Annotated in this window: 17 protein-coding genes; 7 read left to right on the top strand and 10 right to left on the bottom strand. The window is 42.6% G+C overall.

The window, feature by feature from the left end; genetic code table 11:
* The first annotated feature begins 133 nt into the window (after positions 1-133).
* From argS to U1P77_RS09770, 3 genes are all read left to right on the top strand, one after another.
* Positions 134-1963 carry an arginine--tRNA ligase gene (argS, locus tag U1P77_RS09780; protein WP_321154828.1) on the top strand — a complete coding sequence of 610 codons (1830 nt, stop codon included), beginning with the start codon at positions 134-136 and terminating at the stop codon, positions 1961-1963.
* A gap of 168 nt (positions 1964-2131) precedes the next feature.
* Positions 2132-2983, top strand: a complete 852-nt coding sequence (locus tag U1P77_RS09775) for an SPOR domain-containing protein (protein WP_321154827.1) — start codon at positions 2132-2134, stop codon at positions 2981-2983.
* A gap of 182 nt (positions 2984-3165) precedes the next feature.
* Positions 3166-4260, top strand: coding sequence for a PTS sugar transporter subunit IIC (locus tag U1P77_RS09770; protein ID WP_321154826.1), 1095 nt, complete (start codon positions 3166-3168; stop codon positions 4258-4260).
* 170 nt (positions 4261-4430) lie between these two features.
* Here U1P77_RS09770 and U1P77_RS09765 read toward each other — a convergent pair whose 3' ends face one another.
* The 5 genes from U1P77_RS09765 to rdgB all read right to left on the bottom strand — a co-directional run bounded on the left by U1P77_RS09765 (position 4431) and on the right by rdgB (position 10896).
* A complete protein-coding gene (locus U1P77_RS09765; protein WP_321154825.1) occupies positions 4431-5420 on the bottom strand; it encodes a c-type cytochrome in 990 nt (329 codons plus the stop codon).
* A gap of 663 nt (positions 5421-6083) precedes the next feature.
* A complete protein-coding gene (gene clpX / locus U1P77_RS09760; RefSeq protein WP_321154824.1) occupies positions 6084-7361 on the bottom strand; it encodes an ATP-dependent protease ATP-binding subunit ClpX in 1278 nt (425 codons plus the stop codon).
* A 98-nt stretch (positions 7362-7459) separates the two neighbouring features.
* Positions 7460-8143 carry an ATP-dependent Clp endopeptidase proteolytic subunit ClpP gene (clpP, locus tag U1P77_RS09755; protein WP_413786405.1) on the bottom strand — a complete coding sequence of 228 codons (684 nt, stop codon included), beginning with the start codon at positions 8141-8143 and terminating at the stop codon, positions 7460-7462.
* 391 nt (positions 8144-8534) lie between these two features.
* On the bottom strand, positions 8535-9878 hold the full coding sequence (gene tig, locus U1P77_RS09750; RefSeq protein ID WP_321154823.1) for a trigger factor: 1344 nt from the start codon (positions 9876-9878) through the stop codon (positions 8535-8537).
* A 373-nt stretch (positions 9879-10251) separates the two neighbouring features.
* Positions 10252-10896, bottom strand: a complete 645-nt coding sequence (rdgB, locus tag U1P77_RS09745; protein ID WP_321154822.1) for an RdgB/HAM1 family non-canonical purine NTP pyrophosphatase — start codon at positions 10894-10896, stop codon at positions 10252-10254.
* A gap of 553 nt (positions 10897-11449) precedes the next feature.
* Here rdgB and U1P77_RS09740 point away from each other — a divergent pair.
* On the top strand, positions 11450-12079 hold the full coding sequence (locus U1P77_RS09740; RefSeq protein WP_321154821.1) for a superoxide dismutase: 630 nt from the start codon (positions 11450-11452) through the stop codon (positions 12077-12079).
* 162 nt (positions 12080-12241) lie between these two features.
* Positions 12242-12733 (top strand): hypothetical protein, encoded by a 492-nt coding sequence (locus U1P77_RS09735; protein WP_321154820.1) that lies wholly within the window; start codon positions 12242-12244, stop codon positions 12731-12733.
* A gap of 155 nt (positions 12734-12888) precedes the next feature.
* On the opposite strand, the gene U1P77_RS09730 is transcribed toward U1P77_RS09735, so the two are convergent.
* From U1P77_RS09730 to U1P77_RS09720, 3 genes are all read right to left on the bottom strand, one after another.
* A complete protein-coding gene (locus U1P77_RS09730) occupies positions 12889-13617 on the bottom strand; it encodes a class II aldolase/adducin family protein (protein WP_321154819.1) in 729 nt (242 codons plus the stop codon).
* 29 nt (positions 13618-13646) lie between these two features.
* Positions 13647-14795 carry a TauD/TfdA family dioxygenase gene (locus U1P77_RS09725; protein ID WP_321154818.1) on the bottom strand — a complete coding sequence of 383 codons (1149 nt, stop codon included), beginning with the start codon at positions 14793-14795 and terminating at the stop codon, positions 13647-13649.
* Between the two features lie 469 nt (positions 14796-15264).
* The gene (locus U1P77_RS09720) at positions 15265-16299 is read right to left on the bottom strand and encodes a zinc-dependent peptidase (RefSeq protein WP_321154817.1); all 1035 of its coding nucleotides are present in this window, start codon (positions 16297-16299) and stop codon (positions 15265-15267) included.
* A gap of 69 nt (positions 16300-16368) precedes the next feature.
* Here U1P77_RS09720 and U1P77_RS09715 point away from each other — a divergent pair, with 69 nt between their 5' ends.
* Together U1P77_RS09715 and U1P77_RS09710 are read left to right on the top strand one after the other, a co-directional pair.
* Positions 16369-16680, top strand: coding sequence for a transposase (locus U1P77_RS09715; RefSeq protein ID WP_321154513.1), 312 nt, complete (start codon positions 16369-16371; stop codon positions 16678-16680).
* Complete coding sequence (locus U1P77_RS09710; RefSeq protein ID WP_321156660.1) at positions 16653-17558, top strand: IS3 family transposase; 906 nt, start codon at positions 16653-16655, stop codon at positions 17556-17558. The genes U1P77_RS09715 and U1P77_RS09710 overlap by 28 nt, the downstream gene beginning before the upstream one ends.
* Here U1P77_RS09710 and U1P77_RS09705 read toward each other — a convergent pair.
* Both U1P77_RS09705 and U1P77_RS09700 read right to left on the bottom strand, forming a co-directional pair.
* Positions 17555-17827, bottom strand: a complete 273-nt coding sequence (locus tag U1P77_RS09705) for a tetratricopeptide repeat protein (RefSeq protein WP_321154816.1) — start codon at positions 17825-17827, stop codon at positions 17555-17557. The two genes, U1P77_RS09710 and U1P77_RS09705, sit on opposite strands and share 4 nt — an antisense overlap.
* Positions 17828-18019: 192 nt before the next feature.
* Positions 18020-18835 carry a DUF72 domain-containing protein gene (locus U1P77_RS09700; protein WP_321154815.1) on the bottom strand — a complete coding sequence of 272 codons (816 nt, stop codon included), beginning with the start codon at positions 18833-18835 and terminating at the stop codon, positions 18020-18022.
* Positions 18836-18890: the final 55 nt, after the last annotated feature.

The following is an 18890-nucleotide window of genomic DNA, read 5'->3' as shown; positions in this document are numbered from 1 at the left end:
CAGTAGTTTGATGATGGTCACTTTCATAATAAAAAATGAGTTATCACGATAATCATTTTTAATGATTACAACGCATATTGATCCTATTTCTTCTTGCCCATTTTATTGTTTATTTATCCGAGTTTATAGTCTTATGTCACAAGCCCAAATCGATACATTAGCTTCATTATTTGATAATGCAGTACAAGTGCTCAAAAACGAAGGCACGCTACCGGCTGATTGGCAAAACAACAGCCAAATTACTCGTACTAAAGATGCCAGTCACGGTGATTTCGCCAGTAATATTGCCATGACCGCGGCTAAAGCTGCCAAGACCAATCCACGCGCGTTGGCAGAAAAAATTGTCCAGTCACTGCCGGATAACAAAGATATTCGCCAAGTAGACATTGCTGGGCCCGGTTTTATTAATGTGTTCTTAAACGCTGAAGCTAAGTTTGCGGTATTAGATGATATATTCAATCAGCAAGAGCGCTTTGGTTTGAGTAAGCAGTTTGATGGACAAAAAGTCCAAGTTGAATTCGTATCAGCCAATCCAACCTCAAGTTTACATGTGGGTCACGGTCGCGGCGCGGCGTTTGGCATGAGTGTGTCAAACTTGCTGGAGGCGGTTGGTTATGACGTCACGCGCGAATATTATGTCAATGATGCCGGTCGGCAGATGGATATTCTCGCCACTAGCACCTATTTGCGTTATCTTGAAAGTAATGGCGAAAGTGTGCAGTTTCCAGTTAACGGCTACCAAGGCAATTATGTCCGCGATATTGCAGAGACATTAACAACACAACACAGTAACAGCTACCTGCACGGCTTTGTAGAAGTCGCAAAAGACGTACCCGCTGACGCGCAATTTGAAATCAATGCTGATGGCGAAAAAGTACTGCTGTCGGGTGATAAAGAAGCTCATATCGATGGTTTGATTGCCAATAGTAAAGCATTACTTGGTGACGGCTATGAGCTGTTTTTAAATGCCGCATTAAGTGGTATTTTGGCCGATATCAAAGATGATTTGAATGAGTTTGGCGTGCGTTATGAGTGTTGGTTTCATGAAAAAACTATCGATGCTGATATTGAACCGGCCTTACAGATACTAGATGACAAAGGCTATTTATACGAAAAAGACGGCAATATCTGGTTTAAGTCTACTGACTTTGGTGATGAAAAAGACAGAGTCGTACGCCGTGCCAATGGTCAAACCACTTATTTCGCCTCAGATATCGCTTATCATAAGAATAAGTTTGATCGTGGTTTTGATAAAGTCGTTAACGTCTGGGGCGCTGACCATCATGGCTATGTGCCGCGTGTCCGAGCTGCACTATTAGCGCTTGGTATTGATTCTAATCGTCTAGATGTAGTATTAGTACAGTTTGTAGCCTTATGGCGTGGCGATGAAAAGGTACCTATGTCATCGCGTACAGGTGAGTTCGTAACCTTGCGTGAATTACGTCATGAAGTCGGCAATGATGCAGCACGATTCTACTACGTGGCGCGTAAGCCTGAGGTGCACATTGATTTTGACTTAGAACTTGCCAAATCACAAAGTAAAGATAATTTGGTTTATTATATTCAATACGCTCACGCTCGCGTTTGCCGTGTATTAGAGAAGTTGGCCGCCAGTGGTCTGAGTGTGGATGATGCTACCGGTGCGCAGCAGCAAAACTTGCTTATCGCGCCTAGCGAGGATGAGTTAATTAAGTTACTTGCCGCTTATCCTGCTACCCTGTTGCGTTCAGCCACTGGCTATGAGCCGCATATCTTGACCAATTATTTGAAAGAACTAGCTGCATTATTCCATGGCTGGTATGACAGCAATCGTATCTTGCCGGTGAGCCTAACCTCAGGTGAAACGCCCAACCAAGCTGAGCTTGAGATGATGCAAGCGCGCTTATGCTTATCAAAAGCGGTGCGCCAAGTACTGGCCAATGGTCTAAGCTTATTAGGGCTTTCAGCACCGTCTAGTATGTAGGGTTAGATCTATAGCCTTAAAAATACAGCAGCATCAAAAACGCAGTAGTATAAATATATAAAGGCGCAAAGCGTCTCGCGCTTGTTAATATAACATCAGTTATATTAACAGCACACAATGACAGCTCATCAACACTGTTAGATTCATTCGGTAGGGAGAACACGTTCCATGTTAGCCAAAAAACCCAAAGGTGCCACTGAAAAGCGCAAAGGCAGTAGCGTATCCGGCTTATTATGGATGTTTGTCGGGGCAGTTTTGACCCTTATGATTGGGGTATTTTTATACCTCTCACCCTTGTTTAATTTTAGTCCCGTTGATAGCACCGTATCTGACCCCGATCGGCAAGTCCAACCGCGCGTTGATACGGATACCGATAACGGTGATTATGAGTTTTATGATATTTTACCAAACCAAGAGATGGCGACTATTCCTGATGAAGATATTGGGGAGACGGATGATAGTCGGATAGGAGATATCAGTGATTTCGAACCTGACGCAGTAGTCACTCAGCCTGATAACAATTCAGCCAATCGCAACGAAGATACGGGGGATTTTGGTATCTCTGAAAGTACGGTAATTGAGCCCAGTCGCGGTAACAACAATAATAGTGCGGCTGGCAATAGTAGCGATGCTAACAATATTGTTATCGTCGAAGAAGACGCTACTTATGATGGCACGCCGCCTGCCAGCAACAATAGCAACAGCAATAACAGTACTTCAAGTAGACCTAATAATGCTGGAGCAAGTACAGGTACTGCCAGTGTACAAAAGGCAGCGCCTCCAGTAACCTATATTTTACAAATTAACAGTTTTGGTAATGCTGATGAAGCAGATCGTCGGCGTGCTCAAGTTTTAATGGCCGGTGTCGATGCCAAAGTGGTCAAAAATACTACGGGTAACGGTTTGCCGATTTATCAGGTGATTTCGCGCCCGATGAATAATCGTCAAGCAGTTGCCAGTGCGCAGCAACGATTGCAAAATAATGGTATTGACTCTATTATCGTTGAGCAGCGCCGTTAGATTTAATGCATGCCGCCTTTAGGTTTACGGTTAGGCCATTAGGTTTACAGTTAGGTAGCAGGTCATTTATCGAAAAAAAGCGTCACAACGACGCTTTTTTTATACGTTTTTTTTAATAGATTCATTTTGTTTAGCTTATTTAATGTCGCCCCTTTATTAAAACGTCAACCAAGAGTAGGCCCATGACTGTATCTGATCCCGCAATAACCCATCCTGGCGTTATCAAAGCATTTTTTCAAAAGTACTTTATTGACGCTTTTACCGGTATGGCGTTAGGGCTATTTGTGACTCTGATTGCTGGGCTTATCATCTCGCAAATTGGCGGTTGGTTACAGCTACCCGCATTAGTTGCGGTCGGTAAGCTGGCCTCAGTGTTGATGGGGGCAGGTATCGGTGTGGGCATAGCTTATTATCTAAAAGCGCCAACCTTGGTCATGCTCAGTTGCTTAGTGGCAGGCATGTTGGGCGCTCATTCCGAGGCGCTGATGGCAGGTACACTATTTACACCGCAAGTGGGTGGGCCTGCGACGTTCGTCGCCTTACCGGGCAACCCGATTGGAGCGTACTTGTCAGTAGTCTTCGCGTACCGCGCAGGGACGTGGGTTGCTGGCAAAACCAAGCTCGATATTTTACTGGTACCGTTATTAGTATGCACGGTGGCATTAGCCGTTTGTGCCTTGCTTAATCCACCTGTCGTTGCCGCTGTGAACGCTATCGGTGAAGGTATCCAAGCCGCGACTACCCTTCAGCCACTATTGATGGGTATTGTGATTGCAGTCGTGGTTGGTATCTTATTGACCTTACCGACTTCAAGCGCGGCAATCTGTATTGCTATTGGCCTTGGCGGCTTAGCCGGCGGTGCTGCTGTGGTCGGCTGTGCGGCCCATATGATTGGCTTCGCAGTGGCGAGTTTTAAAGATAACGGCTTTAGTGGGGTGATATCTCAGGGACTTGGTACCAGTATGCTGCAAATTCCCAATGTGCTCAAAAAACCTTTGGTTTTATTGCCCGCAGTCATAGCCAGTGCTGTTGTTGGCCCAATTGCTACCGTAGGCTTTGGACTTGCTTGTACTGCAACGGGCGCAGGTATGGGTACGGCAGGACTGGTTGGGGTATTCGGCGTTATTGAAGCCTCACAGGAGATCATGAGTAGCACCCAGCTGTGGACAGCGATAATTTTATTGATGTTCGTACTACCGGCTATCATCGCTTGGCTAGTGGCACATATTATGCGCCGTCTGGGATGGCTGGTTGCTGGTGATATGAAATTACCATAGATTTAGTGTTAAATTTATCTTAAGATTTCATTCTTTTTCTTCTCAAGTTTCAGTTAAGAACCCTTAAAAAATGACCGTGAATAAAAGAAAAAAGCCCAGCTATTTAAAGTAGCTGGGCTTTTTCAATGTTGAGTCTTTATTATTTTTTTAAGCGCTATTATTTTTTAAGCTTAGCGACGAACGTCTTTAGGAGCGTCGCCGTTTGGCCAATCTTTATCTTTATTTGCTTTCACAGGGCGTGGCAAATGAGTAAAGTATTGGGCGATATCGACAGCTTCTTGATCACTTAGTGTATTGCCTTGACCAAATGGCATTTTACCTTTTATGAAATTGGCAGCTGTATAAGTACGTGCCATGCCCGCGCCATCGTTAAATGATTTATCGCCGGCAACTGCGGGATAGACATAAGTGCCATCGTCATTATATTGGCCTTCGCCTTCAGCACCATGGCAAACGGCACACTTCTCGGCAAATAGCTTTTTACCATTATCAGGATTCGGCTCTAAAGTTTTGTCCACTTTGGCAAAACCGCGACCTTCAGGTGAGACGCCAATGGGCATGTCTTGTGATAGCCATGTCATATAAGAAACAATTGCATTCATATCGTCTGATCCCAGATCAAGAGCCTTACCGTCCATTGACCGCTCAAAGCAACCATTGACGCGTTCTTGTAACGAATTGACCCGTGCCCCACGTGAACGGTAAATAGGGAAGATGCCTGGCAGACCATTCCAAGGTGCGGCATAAGCTTCTGAGCCGTTGCTTAAGTGACAGCTGGTACAATTAAGCTGATTACCGACGTTGTCTGGCAACTCTTTATAGGTATGATTGACAATTTGTAAACCACGGCGTATTCCTGCACCACGTTCATCATCTGGAATAGTAGATTCATCCGGCATTTTAATCGTTGGTTTTGCACCTGCTGCATCGGCGCCGCCTGCAGTAGCAGTCATTTCAGTGGCTGCTGGCATACTGCCTTTTAGCTCTTCTGCGCGGGCTTCAAGTGACTTGACTCGTGCTAGTGCTTCGGCTTCTTCGACACGATCAATCGCTTTGGTTTCTTTTTCGCTACTACAACCAGTAATAGTAGCAGCGCTAATAGCGAATACAGTGGCCATCAGAAGGGAAGATTTGGCTGGTGAAAAAGTTTTAATTGGCATATCCTTATGATGAAATATAATATGTAAATCCGTATTTATATGATATTTTAATTGTCACAATGACAGTACTAGGCTTGGATTTCAACTCAATTGCTCAGGCTAATAACTACAAAAAGTTCAAATGCGTCATTAGCCATTAATTAGGGTAATAACAAAACGGCAGCGCTTTATATGCTGCTATATAGAGATATGACCCTATGACCAGCCTTTTATAGCTACTTATACAGACTCAAATACGCAATTAATCTGTGATTTTTTAGTAACACAATTATAGCAAATACTAGCAGATAAGAGGTGCTAAAACTTAAGTTAAGTACCCATTCACGTCACCAAACATAAAAAATAGCTAAAAATATCATCATTATGTTAATCATTAAAGAAAAACGCTTATATATTAATGATGTTTAAGCACTTTTTGTATGCCTATAGATGTCTATGACAGTTTATAAAGGTCACTATCTATAAGGGGCATTATATGACTGCTCTTTGCTAATGGATATATGATCAATCAGAAGACAACAGATATAAAAACGGCGTCTTAGCATAATTAATACCAGACGCCGTTTTTATAAGACAAGCCAATTAGTGATAATCAGCTTGTTTTAATAATAACTTTCAATAGTAGCTTTTAATAAAAGCTTTCAAGAACGAGCTTACGATAGACTAAGCAATCTTAGGCGTTTTGCCTTCATTGATAACTTGCTCATCAACGACAACCGTTTTAGCATCCTTCATAGAAGGCAGTTCATACATAGTCTCTAACAGCGCATTTTCAACGATAGAACGCAGACCACGAGCACCCGTTTTACGCGCCATGGCTCTTTTTGCAATGGCGTCGAGCGCCTCTTTAGTAAAGCTAATATCAGCGCCTTCCATATCAAACAGGTATTTATACTGTTTCACTAGCGCGTTTTTAGGCTCAGTCAATATCTGTACTAACGCTTCCTCATCTAGCTCTCTTAGAGCCGCAAGAACCGGCAGACGACCGATTAGCTCAGGGATAAGACCAAACTTAATCAAATCTTCAGGCTCGACTTGTTGCAGTAAGTCTGAGCTCCGGGCACTGTCGTCCTTTGAGCTAACGTCAGCGTTGAAGCCAATGCCGGTTTTTTCAGTACGCTGTTGGATAACTTTATCAAGTCCGCCAAACGCACCGCCAACAATAATCAAAATATTGCTGGTATCGACTTGGATCAGCTCTTGCTGTGGATGCTTACGACCACCATGCGGTGGAATAGCCGCAACGGTACCTTCGATGAGTTTTAGCAAGGCTTGCTGAACGCCTTCACCGGATACGTCACGCGTAATAGACGGGTTATCGCCTTTTTTACTGATTTTATCAATCTCATCAATATAGATGATGCCTTGCTCAGCTTTGCTCACATCATAATCAGCAGCTTGTAACAGCTTTTGCACAATGTTCTCAACGTCTTCGCCGACATAACCAGCTTCAGTCAAGGTAGTGGCATCAGCCATGGCAAAAGGCACATCTAGCAAGCGCGCTAAGGTCTGCGCTAGTAACGTTTTACCAGAACCTGTCGGTCCGATAAGCAAGATATTACTTTTCGCTAATTCAACCATTGCCTCATCAGCGCCAATCTTAGATTTTTTGCTGTCATTAGCTAAGGTCTGGCTGACTTTTAAACGCTTGTAATGGTTATAAACGGCAACCGATAGGGCTTTTTTAGCACCGTCTTGTCCAATAACATATTCATCTAATTGGGCGCGTAACTCCTTAGGGGTCGGCAATTTTTTATTGACCCAAGAGGTATCAAGCTTGCCTTCAGAATCATCGTCACTGTCGGCACTATCTGCAATGAGGTCAGTACATAGTTCAATACATTCATTACAGATATTGGCATCGTCAGCAGCGATTAGCTGTTTGACGTCACTTTTGGCTTTGCCGCAAAACGAGCACTGCGGTGTTTTATCTTCTGCCATACGAAGGCACTCCTAAAATTTAAAACTTACAAATATTCTAACGACTCATGTTAGTACTAAGACGCATCGTGCTCATAAAAAGTGCTTATAAACAGCACTTATAAAGACGTAGGACGATGCTCTAATACTTCATCGATCAGACCATATTCTTTTGCTTCTTTAGCATCTAACCAAAAATCACGCTCGACGTCTTTTTCAATTTTCTCTACCGGTTGACCAGTACGCTCAGCCAAAATTTCATTTAAGCGAGCACGAGTTTTTAAAATTTCACGAGCATTAATTTCGATATCGGTTGCCTGACCTTGAGCACCACCTGAAGGTTGGTGAATCATCACGCGAGCGTTAGCCAATGCATAACGTTTGCCTCGTTGACCAGCGGCCAAAAGGAACGAACCCATGCTATAAGCACCGCCCATACAAATAGTAGACACTTCAGGCTTAATAAAGTTCATGGTATCAAAAATGGCCAAACCTGCACTGACGGAACCGCCTGGCGAGTTAATATATAAATGAATGTCTTTATCAGGGTTTTCGGCTTCTAAGAACAGCAGCTGCGCTACAATAAGGTTGGCCATATGATCTTCGACTTGACCCGTCAAAAAGATAACGCGCTCACGTAATAGGCGTGAAAAAATATCAAACGAGCGTTCACCGCGCGCCGATTGTTCAACCACCATTGGAACCAATGCGCCTTGGGTGTTCTGAGCACTTTGCGTGGTGTCGTGCGCACTCATTAGCATATCAAAATGCGGGTTAGAGGTGATGCGGTCATAATCTGTCATAGAGAGATCCTATCAATAAGTGTTTAAAATAAAAAAGTGAATATTAGCGAGTAACTGATCGTTTATGGGCGTTTATCATTATTGATGTTGACGGCTGTTGATAGCAACTGATGACAACAATTGGTAATAACAATACCTGGATTTTGCTAAAAAGCTGTGTTAGAAATGATGGCAGTAATGGTAACTTTTTTAATGCGCTAATAATAACGTTTTAATGTGACAAATGATAAATGATTCCCTATTAATAGGGCGTCTGCGGTCATTTATCAAGGGCTAAGCTCATAAACCACCAATAAAAATGCCCCAACAAGATTTGTCAGGGCATTTATAAACCAGCTTTGGGAAGTGGCGCTGCGATATTACCTCAGACACCAGCTACACTGATGCCAGATTACATGGCTTGCTGCTGTTGTTGCTGGGCAGCAAGAAGGTCTTGATAGCTGACTTCTTTGTCAGTTACTTTACCTTGCTCGATCAGATAATCAACCACTTGGTCTTCTAGAACCACAGACTCAATATTAGCGCGCTGCTGTTTATCATTGGTGTAGTACTCGATGACTTCTGCTGGATCTTCGTAGTTTTCTGAAGATTCTTTGATAAAGGTTTCAACGCGTGCTTGGTCAACTTCTATACCTTTGGTGTCGATAACGCGAGCAACGATGATACCAAGACGGGCGGCACGCAATGCTTGCTCTTCAAACAGCTCATTTGGCAGCATGTCTTTGTCAAAGCTATCAGCGCTTGAACCGAACTGTTGAGCAAAACGTTGCATCATCATGCTACGTTGACGCTCAATTTCTTGCTCTAGCATGGCGTTTGGCACGTCAAACTCGTTCTTTTCTAACAAGGAATCAAAGGTAGCTTGCTTAACTTGGCTACGGGCTGCGTTTTTAATTTCGCGTTCCATGTTCTTACGAACGTCGTCTTTTAGTTTTTCAACGCCGCCTTCTTTTACGCCGAATAGCTCAAGGAACTCTTCGTTAATTTCAGGTAGTTTTGATTTTTCAACTTTCTTAACGCTGATTTTGAATTGGGCTTCTTTACCAGCAAGATCTTCCGCTTGATAGTCTTCTGGAAAAGTCACGTCGATAGTTTTTTCTTCGTCAGCTTTCATGCCTTTGATACCCGCTTCAAAACCTGGAATCATCTGGTTGCTACCGATAACCAATTTAAAGTCTTCAGATGAGCCGCCTTCAAATTTTTCGCCGTCGATTGTGCCTTCAAAGTCAAAGATGACCTGATTACCGCTAGCTGCCTTGCCTTTTTTCTCTACAAACTCTTCACGTTGCTTTTGTAGATTTTCGATCATAGTGTCAACATCTTCTTCTTTAACAGTGGCGGTATGACGCTCAACTTCAATGTCATTAATACCTTGCACGTCAACTTCTGGGAAGATTTCAACCGTTGCTTGATACACTAAGAAGTCGTCTTCAAGTTTTACATCATCGATGTTAGGCATGCCGACAGCGCGGATATCTTCAGCTTTAATCGCTTCAAATACAGTATCGCGAATCACATCGTTGATAACTTCTTGTTGAATACCAGCACCATATTGGCTGCGGATATGCGACATAGGAACGTTGCCTTTACGGAAACCATCGATTTTGGCGGTTTTCGCAACTTGACGAATACGGCCTTCAACTTTGTTTTGAATTTTTTCGACAGGTACTTTAACCGTCAGCTGGGTTTCTTTTTCAGACAGCTTGTTGGTTGTGATCTGTAAATCTGTAGCCATGTTGATTACACCTTTAGGATTAAAATAACAGACAATCGCGCCTCAAAATCGGGACTCGTTATGCCGATTGCTGTTGGAATGAAAAGAATAGGGGATATCGACATCCAGATAGTGCGACTGGCAATCACCAGTGACAATATCAATAATAATCCACTAATATGCCTTAATAGTAATGCTTTTTAATGAATTAAAGCGATAAATAGCGGCTTTCGATAAAATTTTAAAAGTAGAACAGTATAATCTATCTGTTAATTAAAGTAAAAGTTATCTGTTTTGTCTGGTATAGGCGTTTACACACTTTCATGACCTTAATAGTCATGATGAAGTTACAGCAGAAAAATATAGCTGTAACTAGCTGTAATGATAGACAATTTTATAGCTGCTGCAATAATTGCTGAATAGCTTGCCCGCGATGACTGACACGATTTTTATCAGTAGCGCTTAAGCTGGCAGCCGTTGCCTGCATATCAGGTAACCAAAATAGCGGATCATAACCAAAACCGCCCTCGCCATGCGGCTGGTCTAAAATCTCACCTTGCCATAATCCTTGCGCGATAATGGGTAGCGGATCATCGGCACGGCGAACCATTGCCAACACGCAGACAAATAAACCTTTAATAGGGGTATCCGGTTGTTGTGCGCGTGTAGGCTGTAGCTCAGCAACGAGCTTGGCGTTATTGTTCGTATCATTACCATGCTCGCCGGCGTAACGGGCTGAATATATTCCCGGTGCATTACCCAGTACTGGCACACATAGTCCCGAATCGTCAGCAATAGCAGGCTTGCCACTAATACAGCTGGCATGACGTGCTTTGATGATAGCGTTCTCAATAAAGCTAAGACCATCCTCGACAGCATCTTCAATATCCAGCTCACCTTGCGGAATGATAGTTACGTCTAAATTGGCTTCAGCAAACAGTCTTTTAAATTCAGCAAGTTTGCCTTTATTATTACTGGCAAGCACCCAAGTGGTCTGATTCTTCTGGGTGGTCTGGAATTGGGGTTCTGCATCGCTCATAGGACAAGTCCGTAATTTAAATGTTTATTATTTGATTGTTCGATTATTAATGGTTTAACTGGCTATTAAATTATTATAGTTTAAACGTTAATTGGGACGGCTATTTTATGCTTCAAGTAGGTAGTTTGCTAATCCATATCATTACTAGTCCACCTAAAATAGTCGAATTAAAGCGACTATAACATTCGGTAACGAATATTGTCCGCAATCATTGCTATAATGGCTGGTAAGCTACAGTGAATTATAGCTTATAAGTTGTGAATTTGAAATTAACAATAGCTTACTGCACTAACTTAACAACGGTTATGTGCTTAACCTTTGAATTTATAACGATGTGCAATAGCACATTGAGCAATAATTCTAATTAACAATAAACTCAGCCAATTTAGCTCGATATTTTATGGTTATAAGTTTAAACAACACCTTAAAATATCGCAGTAACGATTGTGTTGTCTGTGAAGTTTGAGGTAAGTGTGTTAAAGCAATTTTTTTTATGACAGACGCGCAATCGGAACATAAGATTAATGGCTAAACCAGCAAGGATAAAATAACTATGTCAAAGATTACTTTACCAAATTTACCATATGCAAAAGACGCACTCGAGCCGCATATCAGCGCCGAGACTCTAGAATTCCATCATGACAAGCATCACGCCGCTTATGTGAATAAGCTAAATGATTTGCTACCGGGTTCTGGTCTAGAAGACAAAACACTACCAGAAATCATCCTAGCAACGGTTGAAGATGACAGCAAAAAAACCATGTTTAACCAAGCAGCTCAAGTATGGAACCATACCTTCTATTGGAACTGCATGACGCCTAAGAATGGCGGCGGCGAACCTACTGGTGATCTAAAAGGCAAAATCGAAGAAGACTTCGGTAGCTATGATAAGTTCCGTGAAGAGTTCAAAAACGCAGCAACTTCACAGTTTGGTTCAGGTTGGGCATGGCTTGTTGCTGATAAAGAAGGCGGTAAACTGTCAATCGCGAAAACGGGTAACGCTGATAACCCATTAGCTCATGGTCAAGTAGCGGTATTGACTTGTGATGTGTGGGAACATGCTTATTACGTCGATTATCGTAACCGTCGTCCTGATTATGTTGACACCTTCCTAGACAAACTAGTGAACTGGGACTACGCAAACGCGAAATATAAAGGTCAAGATGCTGGTGTTGAAGAGTAAATAACTCTCTAGTAATCAGATTGTCTTAGCTTTATAAGTAAGAAAAAAAGGACGCCGCGAGGTGTCCTTTTTTTTGGTTTGATGGACTATAGCTAGTTTGTGCTAATTTTGGAACGACAACTGCTGTATTTAGGTTGTTTAATATGCTTTTGAGAGGTAATAATGGAAAATTTTTTAATAGTTGCTGTGATAGTTATAGTTTTATTTCTTTTTATGAGAGGACTTTTCTCTTTTAAAAATGCTACCCAGTTAACGCTTAGACCCTTTAATGAGTGGATAGTTCTAGCTAAAGGGGAAAGTAAAAAAGAACGAGAAGTAATGAGTCATACGGTCTTACTTGAAACTGGAAGTTTGTTAGAGAAAGCAAATATAATTTCACAGAGTGAGTTCAAAAAAATATTCTCAGGTTCTAGAATTTATGCTTCAGACATCTTAATACTAACCTTGGTAACGACTCATATTCAGGATCATTTCTCAGAGTCTAGCGAGTTTCCCTTGAATGAATCTAAACAGGCTAGAATTTACTTTTATAACTGTTTTTGTAGATTATATTTCGAGGGTTTTTATTCCGAAAGCAATATCTATAAGGGTAAAGAGTCTTTAATAGCTATGGCTAGGTATGCTACTGATAAAGAACAACAGCCATGGGATTAAGTTTATGCAGTTTAACTATGCTTACAGCGACCTATCTTTTAGGTAATAATCGATAAACGGTGCAAGCATCTTGAAACCCATTTTTGCAAGACAAAGCAATGAGACACAATCCATCCCATATACCCTATCCCACGTATGATTCCATAATTTAGCCTTTACTCCCGATACGAGCTGCCCTTTTTATCGAGCATACCTTTTCGCTGCTCAAAGTGAGCGTAAGACTGGCCGCGAAACTCATCCCAGCTTTCTGCCGTTTCCAGAGCTAGCTCATGGGGTAGAACATTGAGAGGTTGTCCGGTTGAATAAGCCAGCACCATAGTCTTACAAGCTTTTTCCAGATAATACAAATCCTCGAAAGCTTCAGCGATCGTCTCCCCTACAACGGTAATACCGTGATTACCCATTATCAACGCTTTTTTACCAGCAAGGGTATCCATTATGCGTTTGCCTTCTTCATCACTGGAGGCAATACCTGAGAAATTGGTGTCATAGGCAATACGCTCGTAGAACCGTGCCGTATTATTATCGATCGGCAATATACGTGGATTTTTCAACGTTGATAGTACCGTGGCATAAGTAGAATGCACGTGCAGAATAACGCGTGCTTGTGACAATGACTCATGCACATTTCCATGAATACTCCAAGCAGAAGCATCAGGAGCTTTGTCAGTCTGCATAATGCTATCGTCTTCACTATCAAGCAACTGTAGGCTGCTGGCAGTGACATTTGCAAAGTGCATCCAACGACGGTTCATAAGGAACTGCTTACCGTCTGGGGATACTGCTGCGCTCAGATGGTTGGCGACCGACTCGTGCATATCCATTTCATAGATAAGCCTAAAAGCAGCGGCCAGATCGACCCGTAATTCTTGTTCTGTTTGCATTTTTCTTATCCTCAACAGGTTTTGGTCAATTACATCTTTTTGGGCGGCTGAAGCGGTGCAACGCCTTCCACTTTGGGATATTTAGCACGCAAGACCCGGTAAACGCTGCGAAGATCGCCACGATCAACATAACAACCCCGCAGGTGCCTTGCGCCACTGCCCTTGATAAAGGCAGCTCGGCCGTGGGCTATACGGTGGTTGTCGAACACTATGCACTCCCCAGCGTTGAGGCGAAAGGTCATCAGATATTGAGGGTCCTGTAGCATCTGTCCAAACTTACGAAAAGCCGGATAAAAAGTATCCATTTCACGCTGAGAGAAATCAAATACATCGGCTAGGTGCTGGCTGAAATTGATACCGCTGACCTCTCCATTATTAGGGTCTATCTCGATTATTCGCTGCTTGGTGCGCACATCCTGATAATCGGTAGTATAGCGATAAGGCACTTCGTATTCAGTGAGTATGGTGAAGTATTGTGGATACTTCTCTTTTAACGTATTGGCCACTGCAGTAGCATCGACAAACAAACTGTTGCCGCCTTGTGCATCATTGACCCGGCAGTGCAAGAACTGGATACCGGGAGCAAGTTCTTCGGCAGGCAGATCAGTATGCAACTCAAGCGCCTTGCTTGTGTAGGCAAGGTTTTCAGGGTTCGCTTTGGATTTCACATCAAAGGTGTAACCAGAAAAGGATGGACGCACAGTGCCGAACAGCTCGCATAGGGTTTTCAGCCCTTCGTCTGAATTTGGCATCCCCTGAATTAGGGCCACACCTTCATCCAACATCGCTTCCGCCCAATCGGCTACATTGGGTGGGTTCGCCATGACATCATCATAGTTAAAACGCGCTATGTCCGGATAGTGATCGCCATACCAGGTTTTACGGGCACGTACAGCCAAATCACCATGATTCTCTCCCTTGTGCCAACGGCTAAGCCAATTTAGGTCGTAGCGGCTTTGATAGCCATCACTCCAAACAGCTTCCAGTGAGTCTTCATTTAACCTGGCGCTTGTAGCGTGCAGATCATCAGATTCTTCGAGGATATCAAAGGTACGTTCCTGAGTGCTGCTATCCCATGAGGTGACGCAGTTATCGCGTAACCAGAAGTAATTAAAATACACCATTTCTCCGTTCATAGGCAGTTCCATACCCGTTTCCAGTAATACAACATCAGACATTCAGAGGGGCTCATTTATGTTGGTTTAAAAATAAATATTGTACCATTTTGGCCTGTTAATGTCGAAACCTACCGGGATAAACTGGCACAGCGAGTAGCGCATTGTTCGCATTAATGACTGCTCTTTCTATTATATTTAAAGGGCAGTATTCGAATAAGCATATGAAGATGATCTTCTGGCATTTCAATCTCATAGTCGTATTCAGCCTTCTTAATAATCGCCTTCATCTCATTTCTCGCATAAGATATTCGCGCCATCTTGCTTTACCAATACTTTCATGTGTATACCCGTTCCACTTCAATATGCAGTTTCAGAGCTAAGCTAGGAAATTGATTGTAAAAGAACAATAGGAATAATAGCGAGATATGTCGCTCAATTGCTGATGTTTTTGACAGTAGCTTCACTATCTGTTTCAGTTAATGCGTCACTTATAAATTTAAATTGACCATTACACTATTGCCTAAATGACTCACCACTGCAGGGGATCAACTTGATAGTATTGTTTTATTTGTTGGTAGAGCTTAGGGTGTTCATGATGAAACTGTTTCGATTGTTCAAAGAACACCTCACTGGCAACAGCAAAAAACTCAGCTGGATTTGTCGCACCATAATAGTCGAATAATGAAGGAGTCCCCTTCAGCGCTTGCATTTTTAAATGCTCAAATTGTGCCGAAAAGGCTTCTGACCAACATTGATAACTTTGTCCTTTAGCTAAAATAGGAGCACCATTGGCTTTGCCATTTTCTTGATCTAATTGATGGGCAAATTCATGGATCACCACATTACGCCCATCATCTGGAATTTGCGCTCCATCTAAAGTGTCTTGCCAAGACAAAACGACTTTCCCAAAATCCCATGATTCACCGGCTAATGCACTTTTTTGTTGATGTAAAACGCCGTCCACATTCATGCTTTGGGACTTTTTAATAAAAGCACTTGGGTAAATAAGGATGGTTTGCAATTTAGGGTAATAATCAGTTTTGCGATTAAGTAATAATAAGCAAGCTTGTGCAGCTATCGTTATTCGTATTTCATCTGTTATTTTAACCCCGTTACAACCGATAAACGTTTTTTCCGCTAAAAAAACCTGTATATGCTGTTTTAACTGCAACTGTAAATCAGCTGGCATTTGTCTAAAATAAGGCATTCTTTGCCGAATAATTTTACGCCACTCTTTTTTAAAAGGTTGACGTCTAATTTTATCGCGTTGATGCTCACGCCAATATGGCTCACCCGCGGAGTAGCCGATGAGAATAACGCCAATCATTATCGGCAATAGATAAGACAACATAACGAACTTAAATTGAGCTCGCGCATCACCTTGGCTAGCTGATCTTGTATACCATTCAAATGCCTCGGCATAATCTTGTTGTACGCCTATGCCTTGATCATACATAGCACCAAGATTGCTTTGAGCTTGCGCATTACCTTGGTTAGCTGATTTTAGATACCACTCAAACGCTTTAGCGTTATCCTGTTGTACGCCTATGCCTTTCTCATACATTAGACTGTAGTGGCATAATAAAATTGGACAGTGTTTAAGAGGTTATACTAACTCAAAGAGGACATTAGTATGACTACCAAACGCAGAGAATACACCCGAGAATTCAAATTAGAAGCCATCAGCTTAGTGATTGATCACAAGCGCAAGGTTGCAGAAGTGGCAGAGTCGCTAGGGATTGGTGTATCGACCCTAGACAACTGGGTACGAAAGTATCGACTAGAGCAGCGAGGCGTTGCCCCAACCCAAGGCTTGGCTTTAACAGATGAGCAGCGAGAGTTGCAACAGCTGCGCAAAGAGAATAAGCGTCTAAGAATGGAGCGTGATATTTTAAAAAAGGCTTCAGCTCTGTTGGCATCGGACAGTCTAAAAGGCTACTACTGATAAGCAAGCTTGCAGAGCAGGACAAACGATTAAGCAAGCGTAAGCTGTGTGATTTGTTTGATGTAGTGAGAAGCAGCTACTACTATGGCATACAGACTAAGCCCATTGATGTAGAACGTGTCAAACTAAAGGCTTTGATACGTCAAATATTCAACGACTCAAAGCAATCAGCAGGGGCTCGCACTGTTATCGCTATATTGGTTAATGAGCATGGTATTAAGCTGACACGTTACCTAACTGCTAAGCTTATGAAGCAAATGGGGCTCATCAGTTGCCAGTTAAAGACACACAAGTACAAGCACTGTGATCAAATACATAGAATCCATGACAATATCTTAGATCGCAACTTTAGCCCAGCAGCACCGAACCAAGTATGGACGGGGGACGTGACTTATATTCGTATCAAAGGGGGCTGGTGCTATTTGGCTGTGGTTCTAGATCTGTTTGCGCGTCGTATCGTAGGCTTTAGCATATCAGACTCTCCTGATAGCATATTGACAAGCTCAGCACTACAGATGGCGTATCACACCAGATTTAAACCGAGCAACATACTGTTCCATTCAGACCAAGGCACGCACTACACCAGTGAGAAATTCGCTGAAGCCATAGCTGACTGTAAGGGTATGACGCAGAGTATGAGCCGAAAAGGTAACTGTTGGGATAACGCACCTACTGAAAGGTTCTTTAGAAGTTTCAAAACCGAGTGGATGCCAAAGGGTGGTTACGAGGATATCGCTGAAGCATCGAGCGCCATTAGTAATTATATTTGGGGCTACTATCAAACCGTGAGACCGCACAGCTTCAATGATCATCTGTCACCAGCTGAAAAAGAGAGACGCTACTTTAACCAAAACCTCTTGTCAGGTGTCCTAAATTAGTTGACCACTACAATCATACCCATAACAAATAGAGCCTCAGCATTACCTTGTCGAGCTGGTTTTTCTGCCCATTCAATAGCTTTAGGAAGATCTTGACGTACGCCTGTACCACCGTAATACATCATGGCAAGGTTTATTTGAGCTCGCGCATCACCTTGGCTAGCTAATCTTTCTATAAGCTTAAAACTATCAGATTCTCTGTTTCTTCCATAATATTTAAATGCTATTACAGATAAGACTATCGCTCCGACTACAAACCAGATAAGCATATACACTTTCCTAAATAAGACTGCTAAAATTTAAAAACTAGATTCAACTATAAGCTGCGACAGCGATAAATAAAAAACGATTCGAACGCTGCTGTAGAAAAATTAGGATGCGTTCCAGGCATCACTTTTATTGAGTATAAGGCTTTTTTGTGTGCTGGGCGCACCCTACAATATTTTATTTTACCTCAAACCTCAAACCTCAAGCCCAAACCTACCCAGCGCCTCTCTCAACATCGCAATATTATAGAAGGCATGCGCATTAACGGTGTTTTGAAAGAAGATATATAACGTATCGAAATGCTGGCGCTGATTGGCAATCGCTTGCGCCCATTCCTGCATTTCCGCCTCGCTATAACGATAATCATGACGGTCGCTGGCACTCATGGCATCCCACCAGTTTAGATTATTACCATGCATGCGCAGATAACCCGCGCGCTGGGTAAATATCAGTCGTGACAGTGGTAGACCTTTCACTTTGGGATAATCGACACTACACCAAATAAGTCCTTGCTCACCAAAACTATCGACTACTTGCGGCGTGTGCCAGCTGTTATGACGAAACTCAACGGCTAATGGAAAGTCTTTAAACCAACTTACTAAATTTGCTAGATAGAGCCTATTATCTCGGGTGCGATCAAAGCCATGCGGGAACTGTAATAACAATGGCGCTAGACAATCCGCTTCTATCAGTGGAGTTAAGGCAGTAAGAAAGGCTTGTGCGTGTTCTGCGCTACCTTTGCGCGCATGAGTGAAATTTTGATGGAGCTTGACGGCAAACTGTAACTCACTTTCGGCTTGGACATAGGCTTTATTGACCATACCGGCAAAGGCCTTTTGACCAATAGGTGCGTAAAAAGTGCTATTAATCTCTACCGCCCCGTATTGTTTGGCATACTCACGTAAGAAGTCAGTTTTCTTAGTACCCGTTGAATAAAGCGTGCCTAATAAGTCGGTATCGCTATAGCCGCCAGTGCCTAGATAAATACGTGGGGTGTTGGTATTAGTCATAGCCGCCCTCTACATTTAAGTCCTTTTTTATGGGTATGTTTTAATCTATTTACGT

The organism is Psychrobacter sp. LV10R520-6 (genome assembly GCF_900182925.1).
GTDB lineage: Bacteria > Pseudomonadota > Gammaproteobacteria > Pseudomonadales > Moraxellaceae > Psychrobacter.
The sequence above is the reverse complement of the archived record's forward strand: the minus strand, read 5'-3'. Positions and strand labels throughout refer to the sequence as shown.

Bases quoted from the DNA above. Each gene is read 5' to 3' on its own strand.
- argS (WP_321154828.1), top strand. From the start codon at position 134: ATGTCACAAGCCCAAATCGATACATTAGCTTCATTATTTGATAATGCA.
- U1P77_RS09775 (WP_321154827.1), top strand. From the start codon at position 2,132: ATGTTAGCCAAAAAACCCAAAGGTGCCACTGAAAAGCGCAAAGGCAGT.
- U1P77_RS09770 (WP_321154826.1), top strand. From the start codon at position 3,166: ATGACTGTATCTGATCCCGCAATAACCCATCCTGGCGTTATCAAAGCA.
- U1P77_RS09765 (WP_321154825.1), bottom strand. From the start codon at position 5,420: ATGCCAATTAAAACTTTTTCACCAGCCAAATCTTCCCTTCTGATGGCC.
- clpX (WP_321154824.1), bottom strand. From the start codon at position 7,361: ATGGCAGAAGATAAAACACCGCAGTGCTCGTTTTGCGGCAAAGCCAAA.
- clpP (WP_413786405.1), bottom strand. From the start codon at position 8,143: ATGACAGATTATGACCGCATCACCTCTAACCCGCATTTTGATATGCTA.
- tig (WP_321154823.1), bottom strand. From the start codon at position 9,878: ATGGCTACAGATTTACAGATCACAACCAACAAGCTGTCTGAAAAAGAA.
- rdgB (WP_321154822.1), bottom strand. From the start codon at position 10,896: ATGAGCGATGCAGAACCCCAATTCCAGACCACCCAGAAGAATCAGACC.
- U1P77_RS09740 (WP_321154821.1), top strand. From the start codon at position 11,450: ATGTCAAAGATTACTTTACCAAATTTACCATATGCAAAAGACGCACTC.
- U1P77_RS09735 (WP_321154820.1), top strand. From the start codon at position 12,242: ATGGAAAATTTTTTAATAGTTGCTGTGATAGTTATAGTTTTATTTCTT.
- U1P77_RS09730 (WP_321154819.1), bottom strand. From the start codon at position 13,617: ATGCAAACAGAACAAGAATTACGGGTCGATCTGGCCGCTGCTTTTAGG.
- U1P77_RS09725 (WP_321154818.1), bottom strand. From the start codon at position 14,795: ATGTCTGATGTTGTATTACTGGAAACGGGTATGGAACTGCCTATGAAC.
- U1P77_RS09720 (WP_321154817.1), bottom strand. From the start codon at position 16,299: ATGTATGAGAAAGGCATAGGCGTACAACAGGATAACGCTAAAGCGTTT.
- U1P77_RS09715 (WP_321154513.1), top strand. From the start codon at position 16,369: ATGACTACCAAACGCAGAGAATACACCCGAGAATTCAAATTAGAAGCC.
- U1P77_RS09705 (WP_321154816.1), bottom strand. From the start codon at position 17,827: ATGCTTATCTGGTTTGTAGTCGGAGCGATAGTCTTATCTGTAATAGCA.
- U1P77_RS09700 (WP_321154815.1), bottom strand. From the start codon at position 18,835: ATGACTAATACCAACACCCCACGTATTTATCTAGGCACTGGCGGCTAT.